We start from the raw sequence: 21,086 nt of genomic DNA on the forward strand, positions 1-21,086 counted from the left end.
TGTTGTTGCTTTTCAGAGACTTGAAAGCCACCACCGGCGGCGTCAGCGCGGTTCGTCCGTATGGCCGACCATTCCGCCGCATGGATGCGGCGGCTGAGCCTACATGGACGTATTCACGGTCGCGGTCATATGGACAACCGACGCAGGCGCACAGCCGGGCGATAACTACGCCACCGCGCGCGACGACCGCTGCTCGTGTGCGACGAGATCGCGATACCCGGCCGAACGCAGTTCCTCCGGATCGAAGTCGTCAACCATGATGGTGTCGAGCGTCATCGTCCGCAGCTCGCGCAACTGATCGGCTTCCTCGGCAGTGATCCAGCCTTCGCGCACGCCTTCGACGAGTTGATCCTCGAACTCCAGCGCTTCGATCTCGTGGCTCTTCAGCGCCTTCAGGAACTTGCGTTCCACCGGCTCGGCCATCACGAACTTCGGCAGGTAACTGATGATGCGGCCCGCCGGATTGTTCTCGCCCGGCGTGGTGAAGATGCCTTCGGCCAGGCGATCGCGCGCGTCGGATGGCGTCATCAGCAGGCTCGCCACCTTGTGGCCGAGACGATCGCTCGGTGCCTGCGCACGGCGCCCCCACGGGAAGATGATCGGCCACAGCAGCCACGCCACCGGGCGCACTGGGAAGTTGCGCAACGCGCCCGACAGCGCGGTCTCGATCTTGTTCACCGCATCGTGGAAGGCCCAGGCCAGCAACGGCTGGTCGCTGTCCGGGCGGCCTTCGTCCTCATAGCGTTTCAACATGCTGCTGGCGATGTAGAGCTGGCTCAGCACATCGCCAAGGCGACCGGACAGGGACTCCTTGAACTTCAACTTGCCGCCGAGCATCAGCATCGAGATGTCGGCCATCACCGCCAGATTGGCGGAATAGCGATTCATCTTGCGGTAGTAGCGACGCGTGTAATCGTCGCCCGGGGCGCGCCCGAAGCGCGACCACGTCAACCCGAACCACAGGCTGCGAACGGCATTCGAAATCGCCGCGCCGATGTGGCCGAACAGTGCGCTGTCGAACGCGTCGATGCGTTCACCGGCATCGGGGATCTGGGTCGCCTTCATTTCCTTCATCACCCATGGATGGCACAGGATCGCGCCTTGTCCGAAGATCATCAGCGAGCGCGTCATGATGTTCGCGCCTTCCACCGTGATCGCCACCGGCGATGCCTGCCACGCGCGACCCGCGAAATTGCGCGGGCCCAGGATGATGCCCTTGCCGCCGATCACGTCCATCACGTCCATCGCGACTTCGCGACCCATGGTGGTGCAGTGGTACTTGGAGATGGTCGATGGCACCGCCGGGTTTTCGCCGCGTGCCACGGCAGCCGCAGTCGCTTGCGACAACGCGCTGATCGCGTAGGCGCGACCGCCCATGCGTGCGAGCGCTTCCTCGACGCCTTCGAAGCGGCCGATCGACAAGCCGAACTGTTTGCGGATGCGTGCGTAGCTGCCGGTCACCACCGCGCCCATGCGCGCGCCGCCACTGGCGGTCGAGGGTAGGGTGATCGAGCGGCCGATCGACAGGCATTCCATCAACATCCGCCAGCCTTGTCCTGCGTAGTCTTCGCCGCCGATCAGTTGCGACAGCGGCACGAACACATCCTTGCCGCGGATCGGGCCGTTCTGGAACGGCGAGTTGAGCGGGAAGTGGCGGCGACCGATTTCCAGTCCGTCGGCATCGTGTGGCACCAACGCCAGCGAAATGCCGATGTCCTTCTTGTCGCCGAGCAAGCCGTCGGGATCGTACATCCGGAACGCGACGCCGATCAGTGTCGCCACCGGCGCCAGCGTGATGTAGCGCTTGTTGAGGGTGAGGCGAACGCCCAGCACCTTGGCGCCATTCCAGTCGCCGCTGCAGACGATGCCGTAATCGGGAATCGAGGTGGCATCGGAACCGGCGAACGGACCTGTCAGCGCGAAGCACGGCACTTCGCGACCATCGGCCAGGCGCGGCAGGTAATGCGCCTTCTGCTCGTCGGTGCCGTAGTGCATCAGCAGTTCGGCCGGGCCGAGTGAATTCGGTACGCCAACAGTGGAACTCACCACCGTCGAAATCGACGCCAGCTTCTGGATCACCTTGTGGTTCATCAGCGCGGTGAAACCAAGGCCGCCGTATTCCTTCGGGATGTTCAGGCCAAAGAACTTGTTGCGCTTGACGTACTCCCACATTTGTGGCGGCAGGTCGGCGCGGACGTGGTCGATCTCCCAGTTGTCGACCATCCCGCACAGCTCTTCGCAGGGGCCATCGAGGAAGGCCTGTTCTTCCGCGCTCAGTTCCGGCTTCGGCAACTTCAGCAGTTGCGACCACTCCGGCATGCCCGAGAACAGCTGGCCTTCGAAACCGACCGTGCCCGCCTCCAGCGCGGTGCGCTCGGTGTCGGAGAGCGGCGGCAGGATGCGCGTGTAGAACTTCAGCAACGGCGCAGTCACCAGCGACTTGCGCAGTGCCGGCACCAGCAGCGGGATCGCCACCACGGCCGCGAGCACCGCCAGCACGATAGTGAGTGTGGAATTGCCGCCGAAGAACCAGGCGACCAGCAGGAACGCCGCCATCAGTGCCGACCATAAGGCCAGGCTCCAGCGATGGTAGGCCGCGATGCCGGTGGCGATCACGACGGCGAGGAGGGGCAGAACGATACTCATGGCGGCTCCGCTGAAATTCAAACAATCGAATGAATGAACGCGAGCGTAAACCATGCCGACGCCCTTTTCCATACGCAAAAGTATTGAAGTGGATTCGCCAGCGTCAAGTTGCAGTGCAACACCATACGGACTTTGACGGAATCGTACGGAATGTGCTTAAACTGGGCGATGACAGACCAGATCGCATCGATATCCGGCAAGGCGGATCGCGCCGGCCGACTCAGCGCCGACGATTGGGCGGCCGCGGCCCTCCAGCAGATCGGAGAACTTGGTGTCCCGGCATTGGCGGTGGAACCGCTGGCGCGCCGCCTTGGCGTGACCAAGGGCAGTTTCTACTGGCATTTCCCCACGCGGGATGCGCTGTTGCAGGCGGCGCTCGATCGCTGGGAACAGTACGAACAGACGCAAGTGTTCGATCGACTCGAAGCGATCGGCGATTCGCGCGCGCGACTTGAACAACTGTTCCAGCTGGTCGCGCATGACGACGTCTCGCACGTCATCTACGGGCAACTGTTGCGCGCGATGGACAATCCCCTGGTGCAACCGGCGGTATCGCGCATCTCGCGGCGACGCCTGGAGTGGGTGACCGATTCGTTCCGCCGCGCCGGCTTCGATGTGGATACCGCGCGTTATCGCGCGCGACTGGTCTATTCGGCGTATGTCGGCTTCCTGCAGCTCGGTTTGCAATTGCCGCAGGAACGGCCGTCGAAGGAGGAGTACGAAGCCTACGTCGCGCACATGATGGCGACGCTGATTCCGAAACAGGGATAACACCATGGGGGAGGGCAACATGAGCAATCACGACGCGACTGCATCAAACCTCGACGCACTGAACCAGTGGGTGCTGGAAGTCGCGCAACTGACCCATCCGGATCGCATCCAATGGTGCGATGGCAGCGATGCCGAGAACGATGCATTGATCGCGCAGATGCTGGCCGACGGCACGCTGATCAAACTCAACGAACAGACGCATCCCGACAGCTACCTGCATCGTTCGCATCCCGACGATGTCGCGCGCGTCGAGCACCTGACATTCGTCTGCACCAAAGATCGCGATGATGCCGGCCCCAACAACCACTGGATGGCGCCCGATGCCGCGCGCCAACAAATGAAATCGCTGTTCGATGGCTGCATGAAGGGCCGCACCCTGTACGTGGTGCCGTATTGCATGGGCCCGATCGACTCGCCGCTGTCGCGTTGCGGCGTCGAGATCACCGATTCCCCGTACGTGGTCGCCAACATGCGCATCATGACGCGCATGGGTGCGGCGGCGCTGGCGCGCATCGAGCGCGAGGGCAGCTTCGTGAAGGGCCTGCACTCCACCGGCGAGCTCGATCCCGATCGCCGCTTCATCATGCACTTCCCGGAAGACCTGGAAATCCAGTCATTCGGCTCCGGTTACGGCGGCAACGCGCTGCTCGGCAAGAAATGCCATGCACTGCGCATCGCCTCGCACCAGGCGCGCCAGGAAGGCTGGCTGGCCGAACACATGTTGATCCTCGGCATCGAGAATCCGCAGGGAGAAACGCACTACATCGCCGCGGCATTCCCCAGCGCCTGCGGCAAGACCAATCTCGCCATGCTGATTCCGCCGGAAGGCTATCGCAAGGATGGCTGGAAGATCACCACCATTGGCGACGACATCTGCTGGATGCGTCCCGGTGCCGATGGTCGTCTCTACGCCATCAATCCCGAAGCCGGATTCTTTGGCGTCGCGCCGGGCACGTCGGAGAAATCGAATCCGAACGCGCTCGCTTCGATCCAGCAGAACACCATCTTCACCAACGTCGCTGTCACCGATGACAACCAGCCGTGGTGGGAAGGTCTGGACACGCGCGTGCCCGTCACCGACTGGAAGGGCAAGCCGTTCGATGCGGCATCGAAGCAGCCGGCCGCACACCCCAACTCGCGCTTCACCGTGAGTGCGAAGGAATGCCCGTCATATTCGCCGCATGCGGAAGACGCGCAAGGCGTGCCGATCTCGGCGATCGTGTTCGGCGGTCGTCGCGCCTCGCTGGTGCCGCTGGTGTTCGAGGCGCGCGACTGGACGCATGGCGTGCTGGTTGGCGCCGCGATGGGATCGGAAACCACGGCGGCCGCGACCGGCGCCGTCGGCGTGATGCGTCGCGACCCGATGGCGATGAAGCCGTTCTGCGGTTACAACTTCGCCGACTACTTCAGCCACTGGTTGTCGTTCGACAAGGCAGGCGCGAAGCTGCCGAAGATCTTCCACGTCAACTGGTTCCGCAAGGGCGATGGCGGCGACTTCCTGTGGCCCGGCTTCGGCGACAACATGCGCGTGCTCGAGTGGATGCTCAAGCGCGTGGATGGCAAGGCGGGTTCGGTCGAAACGCCGATCGGACATCTGCCGAAGGCGGAAGATATCAATCTGGATGGCGTTGAACTGACTGCCGAAGCGCGCGAGAAACTGTTTGGCTATGACAGGGCAGGGTGGACTGCCGAGTTCGAGCACATTGGCGAATACCTGCAGGAGTACGGGGAGCGGATGCCCGAGCGCTTGGTGGATGAGAGAAAACGCATCACCAGGTAGTTGGCTGACAAGGAACGCTGATGCAGTCGCGCACATTGCTTTATTAATGCGCGGCGATGAATTTCTCACTAAAAATTAATTTATGAATGCGCAGCAAGTGCTTGTTAAGGATTTGTTCCAAACGCATAGTCGATGAGTCAGGCTGCTCACTTCATTTGTGTGTGCCGGCAAGTTTTCACGCGTTTTCACTCTCGAGGGGTTCAAATCCATGGCATCCAATTCAATCAGATCAGGCTTCAAGCGTAGTGCGCTGACCATCGCGCTGGGTCTCTGCTTTGCTGGCACTGTCCACGCGCAGTCGACCACGGGTGTCGTCTACGGCAACGCTGCTCCCGGTGAGGCGGTCACGGTCGTCAGTGAGACCGGCTTTGCGCGCACCGTCGGCGTTGACAGCACTGGCCGTTACTCGATCAGCAACCTGCCGGTCGGCAACTACACCGTCACCGCCAAGAAGGGCGATCAAGTCGTCGGCACCAAGCAAATCCTGGTGAAGGTGAGCTCGGGTACGGAAGCTTCGTTCGCCGGCGCAGGCGCCGCGACGCCGGGCAACGAACTTGGCACGATTACCGTGACTGCTCACGGCGCCGGCATCGATGTGACACAGGTCGACTCGCGTACCGTCATCACTGCGAAGGATCTGGCCGTGCTGCCGATCGCACATAGTGCGGAGGCGATCGCCATGCTGGCCCCGGGCACGGTCAAGGGCAGTGGCTATTTCGGCAAGGGTAACGAAGTGTCCTTCGGTGGTGCTGGCGTGACCGAGAACGCCTATTACATCAACGGTTTCAACGTCTCCGAGCTGTATAGCAACATCGGTGGTCTTGGTCTGCCTTACGGTTCGATTGCCCAGCAGGAAACCTATACCGGCGGTTACAGCGCGATGTACGGCCGTTCCGATGGCGGTGTGATCAGCCAAGTCGGTAAGCGCGGCACGAATGAATGGCACTTTGGTGGCCAGGTCACGTATCGCCCGAAGGCGCTGGCTTCGGCGCCGAAGGACGTCTACTACCCGAAGGCGATCGGCCTGCCGGGTGGATTGGCCGGTGACTACACGAATGCGGCCTTGTATCCGAGCGAGGTTGCCGGCGATTCCACATGCCCGGCGGCGACGCCGGTCGCTGGACAGTATTGCTGGCATTACGACGATCCGAACAAGCCCGGAAAGCTGTTCCGCAAGCGCAGCGAGGACAAGTTGTGGAATACCACGTACAGCGCCTATGTCGGCGGTCCGCTGGTGCCGAACAAGTTGTTCTTCTTCCTGTCAGCGGAGCAGTCGAAGGACAATTACATCTCCACTTCGGATCGCGAGCAGGCGCCCACCTATCGCGACCACTTCACCAATAATGTCGGGAAGATCTACGCCAAGATCGACTGGAACATCAACGACACCAATATCTTGGAACTGACCGGGATCAAGTCCAACGATCACACCAACGGCTCCCGTTACTACTACAACTACGATCCGGTCACCTTTGCGGGTCAGGGCGAAGGCGCGTATTACCAGCCGGCACCGCCGACCAAGACGAATACCCGCGTCGAGATCGCCAAGTACACCAATTACCTGAGCGACAACCTGAACTTCTCGGTGACCTACGGCAAGCAGGTGGTGAACAACCCGACGCTGTTGGCGATCAATTCGCCGCTGCCCTACATCGCCGAGACGTTCAACATGACGAATCCGCCGGCGGGCATGGTCTTTCCGCAGCCGTACCAGACGATCGGCGTCCCGACGGCGCGCCTGCAGGGAACAGGTGTGCGTTTCGACGTCGAGTACAAGATTGGTGCGCACCAGTTCCATGGTGGTATTGACGACATGACCTACAAGGCCAAGGACCAGGGGACGTTCGTTTCCGGCCCAGGCTACTACTGGGATTACCAGAACGATGGTACCCATGTCTTCCAGCAGTTCTACAGCGATCTCTCGTCCTCGACGGTGGTGCAGAAGGCCGCCTTCATCGAGGACAACTGGTCGATTACCGATCGCTTCGTGTTGAAGATGGGTCTCCGTACCGATGACTTCAACAACAAGAACGATGGAGGCCAGAGCTATGTCCACCAGAAGCACCAGCTCGCCCCGCGCCTCGGCTTCGCCTGGGACCTGAAGGGCGATTCGACGATGAAGTTGTTCGGCAACCTCGGCCGCTATTACTTGGCGTTGCCCAACTCGGTGGCGAAGCGTGGTGCGTCGCCATCGACGTACTACTACCAGAAGTACACCTACACCGGCATCGACAGCAATGGCATCCCGACCGGCCTCACCAACGAACCGAACCCGACGACGGCCAATGGCGGTTACTCGGGCAACAACGAGTTCGGCCAGATTCCCGATCCGAATGGTGTCGCCGCCAAGGGCCTGAAGTCGCAATATCAGGATGAAGGCATCCTCGGCCTCGACTACCAGTTCAGCAAGAAATGGGTGGCCGGTGCCAAGGTGACCTACCGCAAGCTCGGCACGCTGATCGACGACTGGTGCGATAGCGGGCGCGTAGCTGCTGCGTTGCCAAATGGTGGGGTGGATTACAAGGTTTCGGGTTGCTACATCATCAATCCGGGCCGCACCAATACCTTCCATATCCGAAACAATGTTGACGGCAGCTATACCGACGTCACGCTGACCAATGCCCAGCTCGGCTTCGATTCATCGAATGCCGCGAAGCCGATCCGCAAATACGAGGCACTGGATCTGTACCTGGAGCATCCGTTCGACGGCAAGTGGCAGTGGCGCATGGACTACACCTGGAGCCGCAACCCGGGCAACACCGAGGGACAGGTCAAGTCCGACATCGGCCAAACCGACGTCTCCAAGACCCAGGACTGGGACTATGGCGGCCTGATGTACAACTCGTATGGCTACATGGCCAACGATCGTCGTCATTCATTGCGCATGCGAGGCATGTATCAGTTCGCGCCGGAGTGGCTGGTCACCGGCAATTTCCTGGTGCAGTCCGGGACACCGTTCAACTGCTTGGGCTATTACTTCAACGATGGGGATCCGATCGGCTACACCTCCTCGTACCACACCTGCCTCAACCAGCCGGCGGCGCCGGGCGCTACCCATGGCCCCTGGACCAAGCAACTGGATCTCGGGCTCGTCTACCGCCCGAAGTACTTCGACAAGAAGCTGACGCTGGCGATGGATGTGTTCAATGTCACCAACGATCGCAAGCCACGGCAATACAACGCGACCTTGGAGACTGGCCAGATCTGTCATTACGATCCGGGCATTGCCTGCCATGGCAGCGGCACGATCTACTCGCAATATCACATGCCGATCTACTTCCAGTCGCCGCGTTACGTGCAGTTGAGCGTCAGCTACGACTACTGACAGGTAAAGCCCCGGAAGTGCAGTACCAGAACGGCCATCTTCGGATGGCCTTTCTTTTATACAGGTCAGTGTGGTCGTGGTGGAACTCCAGCCACCAAACTGAATGTGCAGCCGATTTGTGTGGCGCCTGTCACTTTTAATGTACGGAGTATGAATTTCTCACCTAAAATTCATTTATGAATGCGTGATGAGGGACTTGTTAAGGATTTGTTTCTGTCGCATAGTCGGTCGGTCAGGCAATCTCGGTAGAACGGGTATGCCTGCGAGCATTTCACGCGTTTCCACACCCATGGGGTTCAAATCAATGGCATCCAATTCAATCAGGTCCGGCTTCAAGCGTAGTGCTCTGACGGTTGCGCTCGGTCTCTGCTTCGCAGGCACCGTCCACGCGCAGGCGACCACCGGCACCGTGTACGGCAACGCTGCTCCCGGCGAAACCATCACCCTCGTCAGCGACACCGGCTTTGCACGCACTATTGGCGTCGACAGCTCTGGCCGCTATAGCGCGGGCAACCTGCCGGTCGGCAATTACACCGTCACCGCCAAGAAGGGCGACCAGGTCGTCGGCACCAAGCAGATACTGGTGAAGGTGAGCTCGGGTACGGAAGCATCGTTCGCCGGTGCAGCTGCGAACACCAGCAATGAACTTGGCACGATTACCGTCACCGCGACTGGCGCCGGCATCGACGTGACGCAGGTCGACTCACGCACCGTCATCACCGCGAAGGACTTGGCTGTGCTGCCGGTGGCGCACAGCGCCGAAGCCATCGCGTTGCTGGCCCCGGGCACCGTCAAGGGCAGTGGCTACTTCGGCAACGGTAGTACGGTGTCGTTCGGCGGCGCCGGCGTGACCGAAAACGCCTATTACATCAACGGCTTCAACGTCTCCGATCCGCTCGCCAACATCGGCGGCCTCGGCTTGCCGTACGGCTCGATCGCCCAGCAGGAAACCTACACTGGCGGCTACAGCGCCATGTACGGTCGTTCCGATGGTGGCGTGATCAGCCAGGTCGGCAAGCGCGGCACCAATGACTGGCACTTCGGTGGTCAGGTCTCTTGGCGCCCGAAGGCGCTTGCCTCCGCGCCGAAGAACATCTTCTATCCCACCGCGAACCTGCCGGGCGGCACCAACACCGGTGACCCGGCCAGCATGATTGGCACCACCAATGCAAATGGCGTGCCGGTCAAAGCGTGGCATTACGACAATGCCGCGTTGCCGGGCAGCCTGTACCGTGACCGCAGCAAGGACAAGCTGTGGAACACCACGTATGACGCCTATATCGGCGGCCCACTGGTTCCCGACAAGTTGTTCTTCTTCCTGTCGGCAGAGAAGTCCAAGGACTCCTATGTCAGCACTGGAACCAATGTGCCCGCTACTACCCGTTCGTATATCGATAGTCCGTCAACCAAGATCTACGGCAAGATCGACTGGAACATCAATGACTCCAACATCTTTGAACTGACCGGCATCAAGGAAAACGATCATTCGCAAGGTGTTCGCTATAACGATGGTGGTGGTACGTCGTCGTACGGCACTGACGGCGCGTTTCGAGGCAATGCGACGCCGACCAAGCAAGATACCTTCGTCTACATCGCCAAGTACACCAACTACCTGACCGACAATCTGAACTTCTCGGTGACCTATGGCAAGGACGTGGTGCATAACCCGACCATGTTGGCCGTTGCTTCACCGCTGCCGTTCATTGCCAACACGCAGTACATCCCGACGGCCTACTACCCGGGTGGCTTGGATCTGCCGCAGGTCTCCAGCGGCGGCGGCACGCCGAATGCCAGGATGCAAGTCACGGGCGTGCGTTTCGACGTTCAATACAAAATCGGTTCGCATCAGATCACCGGTGGTATTGATGACTTGACCAATAACGCGGTCGGGCAGGGTGCCGCCACGTCCGGCCCCGGTTACTACTGGAGCTATCGCCCCAATGGCGTGAACGTTCGCCAATACTTCTTCAACACCCAAGCGTCGATGTCGGTGGTGCAGAAGGCGATCTACGTGGAAGACAATTGGCAGGTCACCGATCGCTTCCTGCTGAAGGCCGGTCTGCGCAGCGATGACTTCAACAACAAGAACAGCGCCGGCCAGAGCTACGTCCACGAGAAGCACCAGATCGCCCCGCGCATCGGTTTTGCCTGGGATATGAAGGGCGATTCGACCATGAAGTTGTTCGGCAACGTGGGTCGCTACTACCTCGCCCTGCCGAATGAAGTCGCGATCCGTGGCGCTTCGCCGTCCACCTACTACTACCAGAACTACACTTACACTGGCGTCGACGCTCATGGTCAACCGACCGGCCTGACCTACTTCCCGAACCCTGCAACCGCGAATGGCGGCTTCTCGGGCAACAACGAATTCGGCCAGGTCCCCGATCCGGCCGGCATCGCAGCCAAGAGCCTGAAGCCGCAATATAATGATGAAGCCATCCTCGGCCTCGACTACCAGTTCAGCAAGAAGTGGGTCGCTGGTGCCAAGGTCACTTATCGCAAGCTCGGTACCGTTATCGACGACTGGTGCGCCACGGGACCTGTTGCTGGTATGCTGCCGGGTGGGGGCGCGGATTACACCGTGCCGGGTTGCTATATCGTCAATCCTGGCCGTTCCAATACGTTCCATGTCCGCAACAATGTGACCGGCCAATATACGGATGTTATCCTGACCAACGCGCAAATGGGCTTCAACTCATCGAATGCCGAGAAGCCGATTCGCAAGTACGAAGCGCTCGATCTGTACCTGGAGCATCCGTTCGACGGCAAGTGGCAATATCGCGTGGATTACACCTTCAGCCGCAACCCGGGTAATACCGAAGGCCAGGTGCGTTCCGACATCGGCCAGACCGACGTTTCCAAGACCGAGGACTGGGATTACGGCGGCCTGATGGTCAATTCGTATGGCTACATGGCCAACGATCGTCGCCATGCCCTGCGCATGCGTGGCATGTACCAGTTTGCTCCGGAATGGCTGTTGACCGGCAAGCTGCTGGTGCAATCCGGCGTGCCGAAGAACTGCTTGGGTTACTTCTTCGGTGATACCGATCCGATCGGATACGGTTCGGCCTACCACACTTGCTACAACCAGGCATCGCCCCCGGGCAAGACGCATGGTCCGTGGACCAAGCAGCTCGACCTGGGCATCGTCTACCGTCCGAAGTACTTCAACAAGAAGCTGACCGCTTCGTTGGACGTGTTCAATATCACCAACGATCGCAAGCCGCTTCAGTACGATCCGACGCTGGAAACCAGCTCGGCGTCGGGTTCGGGTGACGGCACCGTCCGTGCTGCCTACGGTCTGCCGCTGTTCTCCCAGGCCCCGCGTTACGTGCAGTTGAGCGTCAGCTACGACTACTGATAGCGGTTACCAGTAGTGCAATACCAGAGCGGCCACCTTCGGGTGGCCGCTTTTTTGTTGTTACCCTGTTCGGATGACATCGACTGATTCCCTCTTTGCGCAGGGGCGCTGGCCCGATGTCCGGACGTCGCTGCTGGCGCAATTGGCATCGGCCGGCGAGCGTGCGGACATCCTGATCAAGCTGTCCCATGTCGAATCGCAGCTGGGACGCTTCCGGTTGGCAACGGAATACGCGGTGCGCGCGTCCAAGTTGCGCCCGGAGAGCATCGAAGTGCTGTCCGATGTGATGGCCCGGTTGCGGGTCTACAACATGGCCGATGATTTTCTCGCCTATGTCGAGCGGTTGGGGCCGCCGTCGCGAATGCCGATCCCGGTGTTGTTGGCGACTGCATCCGAACTCTCGTTCTTCAACCTGCAGGACCGTGCGCTCGAATATGTCGAGGAAGCCTTCCGCGGGGATCCGGATTACCCACCGACATTGTTGGCATTGGCCCAGGTGTGCATTTACATGGGGTATCCGGTTCGTGCGCTCAATGCATTGCGCAGGTCGTTGCAACGGGCGCCAGAAATCCCGGAAACGTATCTGTTGCTGTCCCAGCTCGGGAAATCGGTGTGGGGTGATGTCGATGTCGCGAAAGCTGCGGAGCAGCAACTATCCCGCATTGGCGGCGACAAAGCGTCGGCTGCGATGAATCTTGCGTATGCCCTGCACCGATTCCACGATGGTGCGGCTGAGTACGACCAGGCCTACGCTCGCCTTGCACAGGGAATGCGAATCAAGCGGGATACGCTCCGATACGAGAGCGCAGACTCGCGACGGCTGATCGAATTGCTCAAGCAGCTTCCGACGTCAGCCGCCAGCGGTGGTTGGACGGGGTCGGCGCGCCAACCGGTGTTCATTGTCGGGATGCACCGCTCGGGAACCACGTTACTGGAGCAGTTGCTCAGCGCGCATTCGCAGGTCCACGGCATCGGCGAGCTCTATGATTTCACCAGCGCCATGCGCTACGAGACCGACTATCACAGCAAAGGCGTGATCGATGCGGCCCTGGTCGAGCGGACGCTGGCCAATACTCCGGACTACCCGGCGATCGGCAAGCGCTATCTGGATGGCCTCGAATGGCGGTTGGGGCCGGAGCCAATGTTCACGGACAAACTCCCGTCCAACTTCCTCAATATCGGATTCATCGCGCAGGCGCTGCCGAACGCGAAGATACTGCACATGGTGCGGGATCCCGTCGAGACCTGTTTCTCGAATCTGCGTGAGTTGTTCTCGGAAGCGAATCCATATTCCTACGACCAGATCGAGGTGGCGGAGTATTACGCGATGTATCGGGAGTTGATGGCGCACTGGAAGGCGCGTTTCCCCGGTCGCATTCTCGACGTCGATTACACGCGACTGACGCGTGATCCCGGACAGGTGATGCGGGAGGTCGCGGAATTCTGTGGACTGGAGTTCGAGCAGGCGATGCTGAGCACGTCTTCATCGCAGCGCAGCGTGGCGACCGCGAGTGCCATGCAGGTACGGGAGGGTGTCGTTCGGCGGGATACCCCGAAGTGGAAGCCGTATGAACGGCATTTGTTGCCGTTGACTACCCGGTTACAGGAGTTGGGAGTCCGAACCGGCGACTGCTAGGCGACAAAACCCCGCCTTAGAGATCCTGCTGATATCGCACATACGGCACCGCGCTATCTTCCTTGCCATCCTTGTTGGGGACGGCGAAGGGATTGCTGCCCTTGGTGACGATGTTTTCCGCGCCGACCGAAAGCTGGCCGCTCCACGGGGTGCGCCAAGTGACGCCGAGGCCGAAGCCTTCGAATTTCGGTTGGCCGGGAACGTTGACGACGCGGCCGAAGATGTTGGCGCGGATGTTGCCGACGCCGCCGCCGAGGCTGAGCGACTGGGTGTTCCAGTGGTCGGCGAGGACCTGCATTTCGGTGGCGGGGACGAGGCGGGCGTTCGCGGTGGTTCCGGCGATCGAGACCACGCCGTTGCGGCCAATCGTGCGTTCCGCGAACAGCGCCATGTCGGTCTGCTGCACCTTGCCACCGGCCGGTGTCAGCCATTCGGGAAGGCCGGTATTGCCCTTGCCGATGTTGAAGCCGAGGTGATTCCCGCCCTTCTGGACGCTGGCGCCGACACCGTGGCGATTGTTGCCGCCAAGCGTGCCGAGCATGCAGCTGCTCGAGAGATTGCGGATCGATTGCTCGGTCGTGCCGGAATCGCAGAGCAGGGCGAGCGATTCACCGCTGCCTAGGCCAAAGGCGCTTTCCAGGGAACTGCTGCCGAAGCGCCACTGGGCGCGCTTGCCGCCGACGGCGATCGGATCAAGCCGCAGGAAGGCTTCGACCTTGCCGCTCTTGTTGTTCACGATCGGAACCAGGGCCGATGACTGCGCATACGCAGAGCCGCTGCAGGCAATGGCCAGCAGGGAAACGGCGACGGCAGTACGGAACCGGTTGTTCATCGGCAGTCAGACTGGGCGTGATGCCCGAAGTTCCCCTCTTTGAACGGATTGATTCTAGTCCGTTTATGTTTCCTTAACAACTGCGGAGACTAGCGCAATTCAGCTATTGCAGGCGTGAAGAGGATGCCACGGGAGGCGGGGTTTGGAACAGCTGTTCGATCTCGCCCTTGCTGAGACGATAGTGCTGGCCGCAGAACTCGCAGATGATCTCGGCCTGTCCGGACTCGGCGGCGGCATCGGCTTCTTCGCGGCCGAGCGCACGCAGCATGTCCTCGACCCGGCCCTGCGAGCAGGAGCAGCCGAATTCCAGTGGTTTCGCCCCCAAATCCTGCACGGTTTCCTGATGGAACAGGCGGGTGAGGAGGGTGTCGGCGGGCAGGGCCAGCAATTCGTCGCGGCCCAGGGTGGCGGCCAGCATCGAAATGCGGTTCCAGCCATCGTCGTCGCTGCCGGCGCCGGGCAACACTTGCAACAGCAGGCCGGCGGCGCGTTCGCCATCGGCGGCGAGGATCAACCGGGTCGGCAATTGTTCGGAACGATCGAAATAGTCTTCGAGCGCGCCCGACAGCGTCGGCGATTCCAGCGGCACCAGTCCCTGGTAGCGCACGGGTTCGCCACCGCCGAGGCCGGGGTTCTCGATGGTGACGGCAAGCAGGGCATCGTCGCCCAGCGCGGTGAGGTCGCGTGGCGGTTCGGCGCCTTCGGCGAGGCGGGCGATGCCGCGCAGGGTACCGGCGGCGGTGCATTCCGCGAACAGGGTGCGCAAGGCGCCACTGCTGCGGGCCTGCAGCGAGAGGCGTCCTTCCACCTTGGTATGTGCGCTGAGCAGGGCGCTGGCGACCAGCGCTTCACCCAGCATTGCTTCCACCGCTTGCGGGTAGTGGGCGTGGGAGAGGATGTGCTTCCAGGTGGCGTCGAGTCGCACGTGGGCGCCGCGGACGTGGGCATCCGGCAGCAGGAAACGATGGAGGAGATCGCTGGAATCGCTCATGGTCGTGGATCGCGGGGATAATGATCGGATGGGTCGATCTTCAGTCAATTCAAATGGGGACGCATCGTTGGATGCGCAAGGGACGCGTCGAGGCAGTCGGCGAAAACGCCTGCGCAAGTGGCTGCTGTGGCTGCCGGCGATCGCGTTGGGATTCAGCATCTTGCAAGTGGCGAGCCTGCGGGTGATCAATCCGCCGTTTTCCAGTTTCATGGCGATCCGTTTGCTGGGCGCGTGGCTGTCCGGCGATGGCGGATTCCGCGTCGCCTACGACTGGCGACCGCTGGCGAAAATTTCACCATCGTTGCCGGTGGCGGTGATGGCGTCCGAGGACCAGAAGTTCGCCGAACACGATGGCTTCGATTTCGATGCGATCCAGGCCGCGGAACGCTACAACGCGCGGATGAAGGCGCGGGCGGAAGCGCGTGGCAGGCCGGTGACGAAAGTGCGCGGCGCCAGCACCATCAGCCAGCAGACCGCGAAGAACCTGTTCCTGTGGCAGGGTGACGGCGTGTTGCGCTGGGCGCGCAAGGGACTGGAGGTCTGGTACACGTTCCTGATGGAACACCTGTTGCCGAAGGAACGCATCCTCGAGCTGTACGTCAACATCGCGGAGTTCGGCGATGGCGTGTACGGCGCGCAGGCGGCGTCGCGCAGTTTCTTCGGGGTCGATGCGTCAAGGATGTCGTCGGCGCAGGCGGCGCGACTGGCGGCGGTGTTGCCGAGCCCGCGGCGTTTCAGTGCCGCGCATCCGAGCACCTATGTCTTGCGACGCGCCAATGCGATCCAGCGCCAGATGGGTAATCTTGGCGGCGTCGATGCGTTGCAGGATGTGGAAGACGCCGGGCGTTGAGCGGGGCACGGCGGTGGGAGTAAGCTGGAGACCGGCTTGCCGCGCGAGGAATCGTCATGGGACAGGTTCGGTTTTTGCTTGAGGGGAAAAAGGTTTCCGGGGTGGTATCGATCGCGCCAACGGCGCCGGTGATCGATGCCCTGAAGCTGATGGCCGCACACGGCATTGGCGCGGTATTGGTGATGGAAGGATCGAAACTGATCGGCATCCTTTCCGAACGTGATTACGCCCGAAAAGTCGTGTTGCTGGGACGCACCTCGGCGACCACGCCGGTCAGCGACATCATGAGTCATGAAGTGGTGTGCGCGCGGCCCGGCGACGATATCCACCAGTGCATGCAGGTGATGACCGAAAAGCGCGTGCGCCATCTGCCGATCCTCGACCACAAGGAAGTGATCGGCCTGGTATCGATCGGCGACCTGGTGAAGGCGGTGATCGACGAGCAGCGCAACGAATTGCGCCACCTGCAGGACTACATCACGTCGTAGGGTTTACGGCACTACCAGTTGCCACACGGCGACGAAATGGCAGACCGTTCCGGCAGCGACGAACAGATGCCAGATCGCGTGCGTGAACGGCAGTTTCTTGCTCATGTAGAACACGGTGCCAAGCGTGTAGCAGAGCCCGCCGGCAATGATCCATTCGAACACGCCCGGGCTGAGTGCGGCGCGCATCGTCCGCCATTCGAATACCCCCAGCCAGCCCATTGCGATGTAGATGAGGGTGGAGACGAGCTTGAAACGGCCGGTGTAGAACAGTTTGAAGGTGATGCCGAGCGCGGCCAGGATCCAGATCACGATGAACAGGCGCATGCCGTCGGGCGCAGGCAATGCCAGCAAGGTGAACGGCGTGTAGGTGCCGGCGATCAGCAGGTAGATGGCGCAGTGGTCGAACACCTTGAGGTGCGCGCGTCGTGCCGGGTCGGTGGCCGAGTGGTAGGTGGTGCTGGCGACGTACAACGCCAGCATCGATGCGGCGAACACCGCTGCCGAAAACAGCTGTTTGCCATCTGCGCCCTGCATTGCCGCGACGACCAGCAGCACGATCCCCGCGATCAGGGCGGCAATGGCGCCAAGTCCGGCGGTCCAGACGTTGGCGCGTTCTTCGCGCGGCGTGTAAGTGGAGATGGCATGGCCCATGACCGCAGCATACGTCATGGGAAAAGGAGAGGTTCACGATCGATATGGTCGCTGACGATCAGCGCGCCGCGCCGCAGTAGGCCTCCGCCTTGCCACCGAGATTGGTGGTGGCCACCAAAGCCGCCGCCGGAGCAGTCAGGCTGCCAAGCGCCGTGGCCGCCAACGCACGCAACCCCACGCGCGCATAGTCCGGGCGCACGCTGGCATGGACGAAGCTGCCGCGGATGTACAACGGTGCACGCAGCGACAGGGGGCTGAAGCGGCGCGGCTTGGTCTGGAGGGTGAGGTCGAGTCGTTCGTTCTTCATGTCGATCTGGCCCGCGCCTGTCATCAACAGGTCGCTGGTGTCGAACGCGAGTGCGCGCGGGCTGGCGATGCCATCGCGGATGGCGAAGTCGCCGAACGCGCAGCGGATGGGAATCTGCTGGTCGCGGGTCAGCTTGATCTTGAGGATGCTGGCCAGGTCGAGGCCGGCGAAGGCCATCGCAAGTTTGCTGATCTGGCCCTGTCCCATGCCAAGGTCGATGCCGCCGTCGGCGCTGCCGAGGATGGCCGCGATGGAATTGCCGGTTCCGTTGATGGTGGCATTGCCACCGAGCTTGCCGATGGCGGTGTTGCCGAGTTTCACCTTCGGCAGCAACTTGGCCAGAGTCAGGTCCCTGGCGTGGATTTCCGCTTGGGTGTGCAGGATGTCCTTGCGCGCATCCATGCGGATATCGGAGCGGATAAGGCCGTCGGCGACGCCGAAATCGAGCGGATGCAGGGTCAGCACCCCGCCTTTCAGTGCCAGGACCGCGTCCATGTCGTCAACGGGGAGTGTCTGCGTGTTGATTTGGGCGGCGCGCAGGCGGACATCCGCATCCATGGAACGCAACTTGCCGGTATTGAACGGGTCGTCGGGGAACAGTTTCCCGCGCGCCTGTTGGCGGGCGGCTTTCGCGGCCAGTTCGCCATTGCTTTCATGACCGGCCTTGGGCGCGCCGCCGATGAATCCGGCGAGGTCTTCGAGGTCGAGTTGTTTCGAACGCAGGTCCGCCTGCAGATAGTGGCGGTTGCCGGTGGTGAAGTGCGCGAAACCGGCCAGGTCGCTGTTGCCGACGCGGCCGCTGAAACCATCGTATTTCCACGTGCTGCTGGTCGGTGAGTTGACAACGCGAGTGAGGCGGCCATCCAGTGCATACGGCGGCGTGGGCGGCAGGGCGATGCCGAGCAATCGATACAGATCGTCGAGGTTGCTGCCGGAAAGCGCGAGTTGCAGGTTGAAATCACGCATGCGCAGCGGATCGAGCAGGGTGCCGCGGGCATGGGCGCGGGTCGGGCCCGCCACGGCGTGGGCATCCACCTGGTAAGGACGGTTGCGATCACGCAGGTCCAGCGGCGATTCGCCATGTCCCTGCAAGGCGAATGGACTGCCTTTCCAGTGGCCGGAGCCCTTGACGTCAATGGGCGGTCCCGTCGTGGATGACTGCGGCGCCGCAGTCTGCACCGCGATGTCGACGTCGGTTCCTACCGGCGCATCGACATAGCGCAGTCGCCCTCCATCGATCCACAGGCGCTGGAACTGGGGTTGCATTCCGCGCGCATCACTGTTTTTCAGCACCCAATTGCCGATGCCGTCCGGCCCCGTTTCAAGCAACAGGTCGGGATGGACCAGTCGCAAGTCCGGGATGCGGAAATCGCGCGCAAACAGCGCAGGCCAGAGTTCGAAGCTCATTTGGAGCCGATCGGTCTTCACCATCAGCGGGGTTTTCGACCACGCCGCATTGCCGAATCGCAGCCCGTCGGCGGTCACCGTGGTCAGCCGGCCGAGATGGACGCCGAGATTGCCATCGATGTGGAGCTCGCGGCCCGTCTTGTCATGGACATAGCGCTCGATCGGCCGCTTGAACCAGTTCCAGTCCCAGAGCAGGATCAGGATGATGATCGCCACCGTCAGGATGCCGAACACCGTCCACAGCGGATGGCGGCGGATCCAGACATACGATCTGACAGGCGCACGATCTTCTGGGCGCATGTCATCGACGGGATGGACATCGGGTTTCATGCCCAGCCTACGATCGCCGATCCCCAGTCAAATGCGGGTGAACGGCAGCGAACCGTTCAGGCTCGCGGCACGACCCTTAATCGATGTGCGTCGCGTGCGCGTGCTCGCGGGTGGCGAGGAAGGTCACACCCGGAGCGCGCTCCTGCGCGAGTTGCAGGTTGACGCGGGTCGGCGCGAGATAGACCAGTTGTCCGGCGGCATCGAGGGCAAGATTGCCGGCATTCTTCTCGCGGAATTCTTCCAGCTTCCTGGCATCGTCGCAGCGGATCCAGCGCGCCGTCGCGATCTGCACCTGCTCGAAGCTGGCATCGACGCCGTATTCGTCCTTGAGGCGATAGGCGACGACATCGAACTGCAGCATGCCGACCGCGCCGAGGATCAGGTCGTTCGACATCAGCGGCCGGAAGAACTGGGTCGCGCCTTCTTCCGACAATTGCGCGAGGCCTTTCTGCAACTGCTTCAACTTGAGCGGATCGCGCAGGCGCGCACGACGGAACAGTTCCGGCGCGAAGTTGGGGATGCCGGTGAAGTTGATCGCTTCGCCTTCGCTGAAGGTGTCGCCGATGGAAATGGTGCCGTGGTTGTGCAGGCCGATCACGTCGCCCGGCCATGCGTCCTCCGCGATCTCGCGATCGCTGGCCATGAAGGTGAGGGCGTTGGCGAGCTTCTGTTCCTTGCCGGTGCGCACATGGAAGGCCTTCATGCCGGCGCTGAAGCGTCCCGAGCAGATGCGCATGAAGGCGACGCGATCACGATGCTGCGGATCCATGTTGGCCTGGATCTTGAACACGAAGCCGGTGAGCTTGTTCTCGTCGGGGTCGATCTCGCGGCCGGTGGTGGCGCGCGGCAGCGGCGACGGTGCGTGATCGACGAAGAAGTCGAGCAGCGGTTGCACGCCGAAGTTGTTGACCGCAGATCCGAAGAACACCGGCGCCTGTTCGCCGCGCAGATAGGCGTCGCGATCGAACGGGTGCGAGGCGCCTGCGACCAGTTCCAGTTCCTCGCGCAGCGTGACCAGCATGTCGGCGCCGATTGCCGCGACCACGCCGGGATCGTCGATGGACGGGAAAATGGTGGAATCCTGGCGGGTGAAGTTCTTGCCGCTCTCGTACAGATGCACTTCGCCGCTGATCAGGTGCACCACGCCCTTCAGGCGCTGGCCCATCCCGATCGGCCACGTCACCGGCGCGCACTGGATCTTCAGCACGCTCTCGATTTCGTCGAGCAGATCGATCGGATCGCGACCTTCGCGGTCGAGCTTGTTGATGAAGGTCATGATCGGCGTGTCGCGCAGCCGGCACACATCCATCAGCTTGATCGTGCGTTCCTCGACGCCCTTGGCAACGTCGATCACCATCAGCGCACTGTCGACCGCGGTCAGCACGCGATAGGTGTCCTCGCCGAAGTCGGCGTGGCCGGGCGTATCGAGCAGGTTGACGACGCGTCCCTCGTACGGGAATTGCATCACCGATGACGTCACCGAGATGCCGCGTTCCTTTTCCAGCGCCATCCAGTCGGAGGTGGCGTGGCGCGCGGCCTTGCGACCCTTGACCGAACCGGCCATCTGGATCGCGCCGCCGAACAACAGCAGCTTTTCCGTCAGCGTGGTCTTGCCGGCGTCCGGGTGGGAAATGATGGCGAACGTGCGCCGGCGAGCGGCTTCCTGGGCAACCGTGGACATACGCGATGCGGCGCATCGTGCGCCGGCTCA

Annotated in this window: 13 protein-coding genes; 7 read left to right on the top strand and 6 right to left on the bottom strand. The window is 61.7% G+C overall.

Translation table 11 applies throughout. The annotated features are described in order from the left end of the window. Window positions 1-165: 165 nt before the first annotated feature. A complete protein-coding gene (locus Lysil_RS08135) occupies window positions 166-2,646 on the bottom strand; it encodes an acyl-CoA dehydrogenase (RefSeq protein WP_103075970.1) in 2,481 nt (826 codons plus the stop codon). A 168-nt stretch (window positions 2,647-2,814) separates the two neighbouring features. On the opposite strand from Lysil_RS08135, the gene Lysil_RS08140 reads away from it, so the two are divergent. The 5 genes from Lysil_RS08140 (at window position 2,815) to Lysil_RS08160 (ending at window position 13,519) form a co-directional block, all read left to right on the top strand. Then, entirely contained in the window at window positions 2,815-3,417 is a 603-nt protein-coding gene (locus Lysil_RS08140) for a TetR/AcrR family transcriptional regulator (RefSeq protein ID WP_103075135.1), read from the top strand. Window positions 3,418-3,436: 19 nt separating this feature from the next. Further along, window positions 3,437-5,197 (top strand): phosphoenolpyruvate carboxykinase (GTP), encoded by a 1,761-nt coding sequence (locus Lysil_RS08145; protein ID WP_103075136.1) that lies wholly within the window; start codon window positions 3,437-3,439, stop codon window positions 5,195-5,197. 208 nt (window positions 5,198-5,405) lie between these two features. Next, window positions 5,406-8,522 (top strand): TonB-dependent receptor, encoded by a 3,117-nt coding sequence (locus Lysil_RS08150; protein WP_103075137.1) that lies wholly within the window; start codon window positions 5,406-5,408, stop codon window positions 8,520-8,522. A gap of 304 nt (window positions 8,523-8,826) precedes the next feature. Beyond that, entirely contained in the window at window positions 8,827-11,883 is a 3,057-nt protein-coding gene (locus Lysil_RS08155; RefSeq protein WP_103075138.1) for a TonB-dependent receptor, read from the top strand. Between the two features lie 142 nt (window positions 11,884-12,025). Continuing rightward, complete coding sequence (locus tag Lysil_RS08160; protein ID WP_165782440.1) at window positions 12,026-13,519, top strand: tetratricopeptide repeat-containing sulfotransferase family protein; 1,494 nt, start codon at window positions 12,026-12,028, stop codon at window positions 13,517-13,519. A 16-nt stretch (window positions 13,520-13,535) separates the two neighbouring features. Here Lysil_RS08160 and Lysil_RS08165 read toward each other — a convergent pair whose 3' ends face one another. Beyond that, window positions 13,536-14,351 (bottom strand): XOO1806 family protein, encoded by an 816-nt coding sequence (locus Lysil_RS08165; RefSeq protein WP_103075140.1) that lies wholly within the window; start codon window positions 14,349-14,351, stop codon window positions 13,536-13,538. A gap of 103 nt (window positions 14,352-14,454) precedes the next feature. Further along, window positions 14,455-15,342: an Hsp33 family molecular chaperone HslO gene (gene hslO / locus Lysil_RS08170; protein WP_103075141.1), complete on the bottom strand. Its 888-nt coding sequence runs from the start codon at window positions 15,340-15,342 to the stop codon at window positions 14,455-14,457. A 28-nt stretch (window positions 15,343-15,370) separates the two neighbouring features. On the opposite strand from hslO, the gene mtgA reads away from it, so the two are divergent. After that, on the top strand, window positions 15,371-16,192 hold the full coding sequence (gene mtgA, locus Lysil_RS08175; RefSeq protein ID WP_103075971.1) for a monofunctional biosynthetic peptidoglycan transglycosylase: 822 nt from the start codon (window positions 15,371-15,373) through the stop codon (window positions 16,190-16,192). A 56-nt stretch (window positions 16,193-16,248) separates the two neighbouring features. Then, entirely contained in the window at window positions 16,249-16,680 is a 432-nt protein-coding gene (locus tag Lysil_RS08180) for a CBS domain-containing protein (protein WP_103075142.1), read from the top strand. Between the two features lie 3 nt (window positions 16,681-16,683). Here the strand turns inward: Lysil_RS08180 and trhA are convergent, their stop codons facing one another. From trhA to Lysil_RS08195, 3 genes are all read right to left on the bottom strand, one after another. Beyond that, window positions 16,684-17,331: a PAQR family membrane homeostasis protein TrhA gene (gene trhA / locus Lysil_RS08185; protein WP_103075972.1), complete on the bottom strand. Its 648-nt coding sequence runs from the start codon at window positions 17,329-17,331 to the stop codon at window positions 16,684-16,686. Window positions 17,332-17,389: 58 nt separating this feature from the next. Then, entirely contained in the window at window positions 17,390-19,375 is a 1,986-nt protein-coding gene (locus Lysil_RS08190) for an AsmA family protein (protein WP_240600452.1), read from the bottom strand. Between the two features lie 76 nt (window positions 19,376-19,451). Next, on the bottom strand, window positions 19,452-21,056 hold the full coding sequence (locus tag Lysil_RS08195) for a peptide chain release factor 3 (protein WP_103075143.1): 1,605 nt from the start codon (window positions 21,054-21,056) through the stop codon (window positions 19,452-19,454). Window positions 21,057-21,086 lie beyond the last annotated feature (30 nt).

It is taken from the genome of Solilutibacter silvestris (assembly GCF_002895945.1).
Lineage (GTDB): Bacteria > Pseudomonadota > Gammaproteobacteria > Xanthomonadales > Xanthomonadaceae > Solilutibacter > Solilutibacter silvestris.

Excerpts from the sequence above, each read along its gene's own strand:
- Lysil_RS08150 (WP_103075137.1), top strand. The coding sequence starts at position 5,406 with ATGGCATCCAATTCAATCAGATCAGGCTTCAAGCGTAGTGCGCTGACC.
- Lysil_RS08195 (WP_103075143.1), bottom strand. The coding sequence starts at position 21,056 with ATGTCCACGGTTGCCCAGGAAGCCGCTCGCCGGCGCACGTTCGCCATC.
- Lysil_RS08145 (WP_103075136.1), top strand. The coding sequence starts at position 3,437 with ATGAGCAATCACGACGCGACTGCATCAAACCTCGACGCACTGAACCAG.
- Lysil_RS08155 (WP_103075138.1), top strand. The coding sequence starts at position 8,827 with ATGGCATCCAATTCAATCAGGTCCGGCTTCAAGCGTAGTGCTCTGACG.
- Lysil_RS08165 (WP_103075140.1), bottom strand. The coding sequence starts at position 14,351 with ATGAACAACCGGTTCCGTACTGCCGTCGCCGTTTCCCTGCTGGCCATT.
- Lysil_RS08190 (WP_240600452.1), bottom strand. The coding sequence starts at position 19,375 with ATGAAACCCGATGTCCATCCCGTCGATGACATGCGCCCAGAAGATCGT.
- Lysil_RS08135 (WP_103075970.1), bottom strand. The coding sequence starts at position 2,646 with ATGAGTATCGTTCTGCCCCTCCTCGCCGTCGTGATCGCCACCGGCATC.
- Lysil_RS08180 (WP_103075142.1), top strand. The coding sequence starts at position 16,249 with ATGGGACAGGTTCGGTTTTTGCTTGAGGGGAAAAAGGTTTCCGGGGTG.
- trhA (WP_103075972.1), bottom strand. The coding sequence starts at position 17,331 with ATGGGCCATGCCATCTCCACTTACACGCCGCGCGAAGAACGCGCCAAC.
- Lysil_RS08140 (WP_103075135.1), top strand. The coding sequence starts at position 2,815 with ATGACAGACCAGATCGCATCGATATCCGGCAAGGCGGATCGCGCCGGC.
- mtgA (WP_103075971.1), top strand. The coding sequence starts at position 15,371 with ATGGGTCGATCTTCAGTCAATTCAAATGGGGACGCATCGTTGGATGCG.
- hslO (WP_103075141.1), bottom strand. The coding sequence starts at position 15,342 with ATGAGCGATTCCAGCGATCTCCTCCATCGTTTCCTGCTGCCGGATGCC.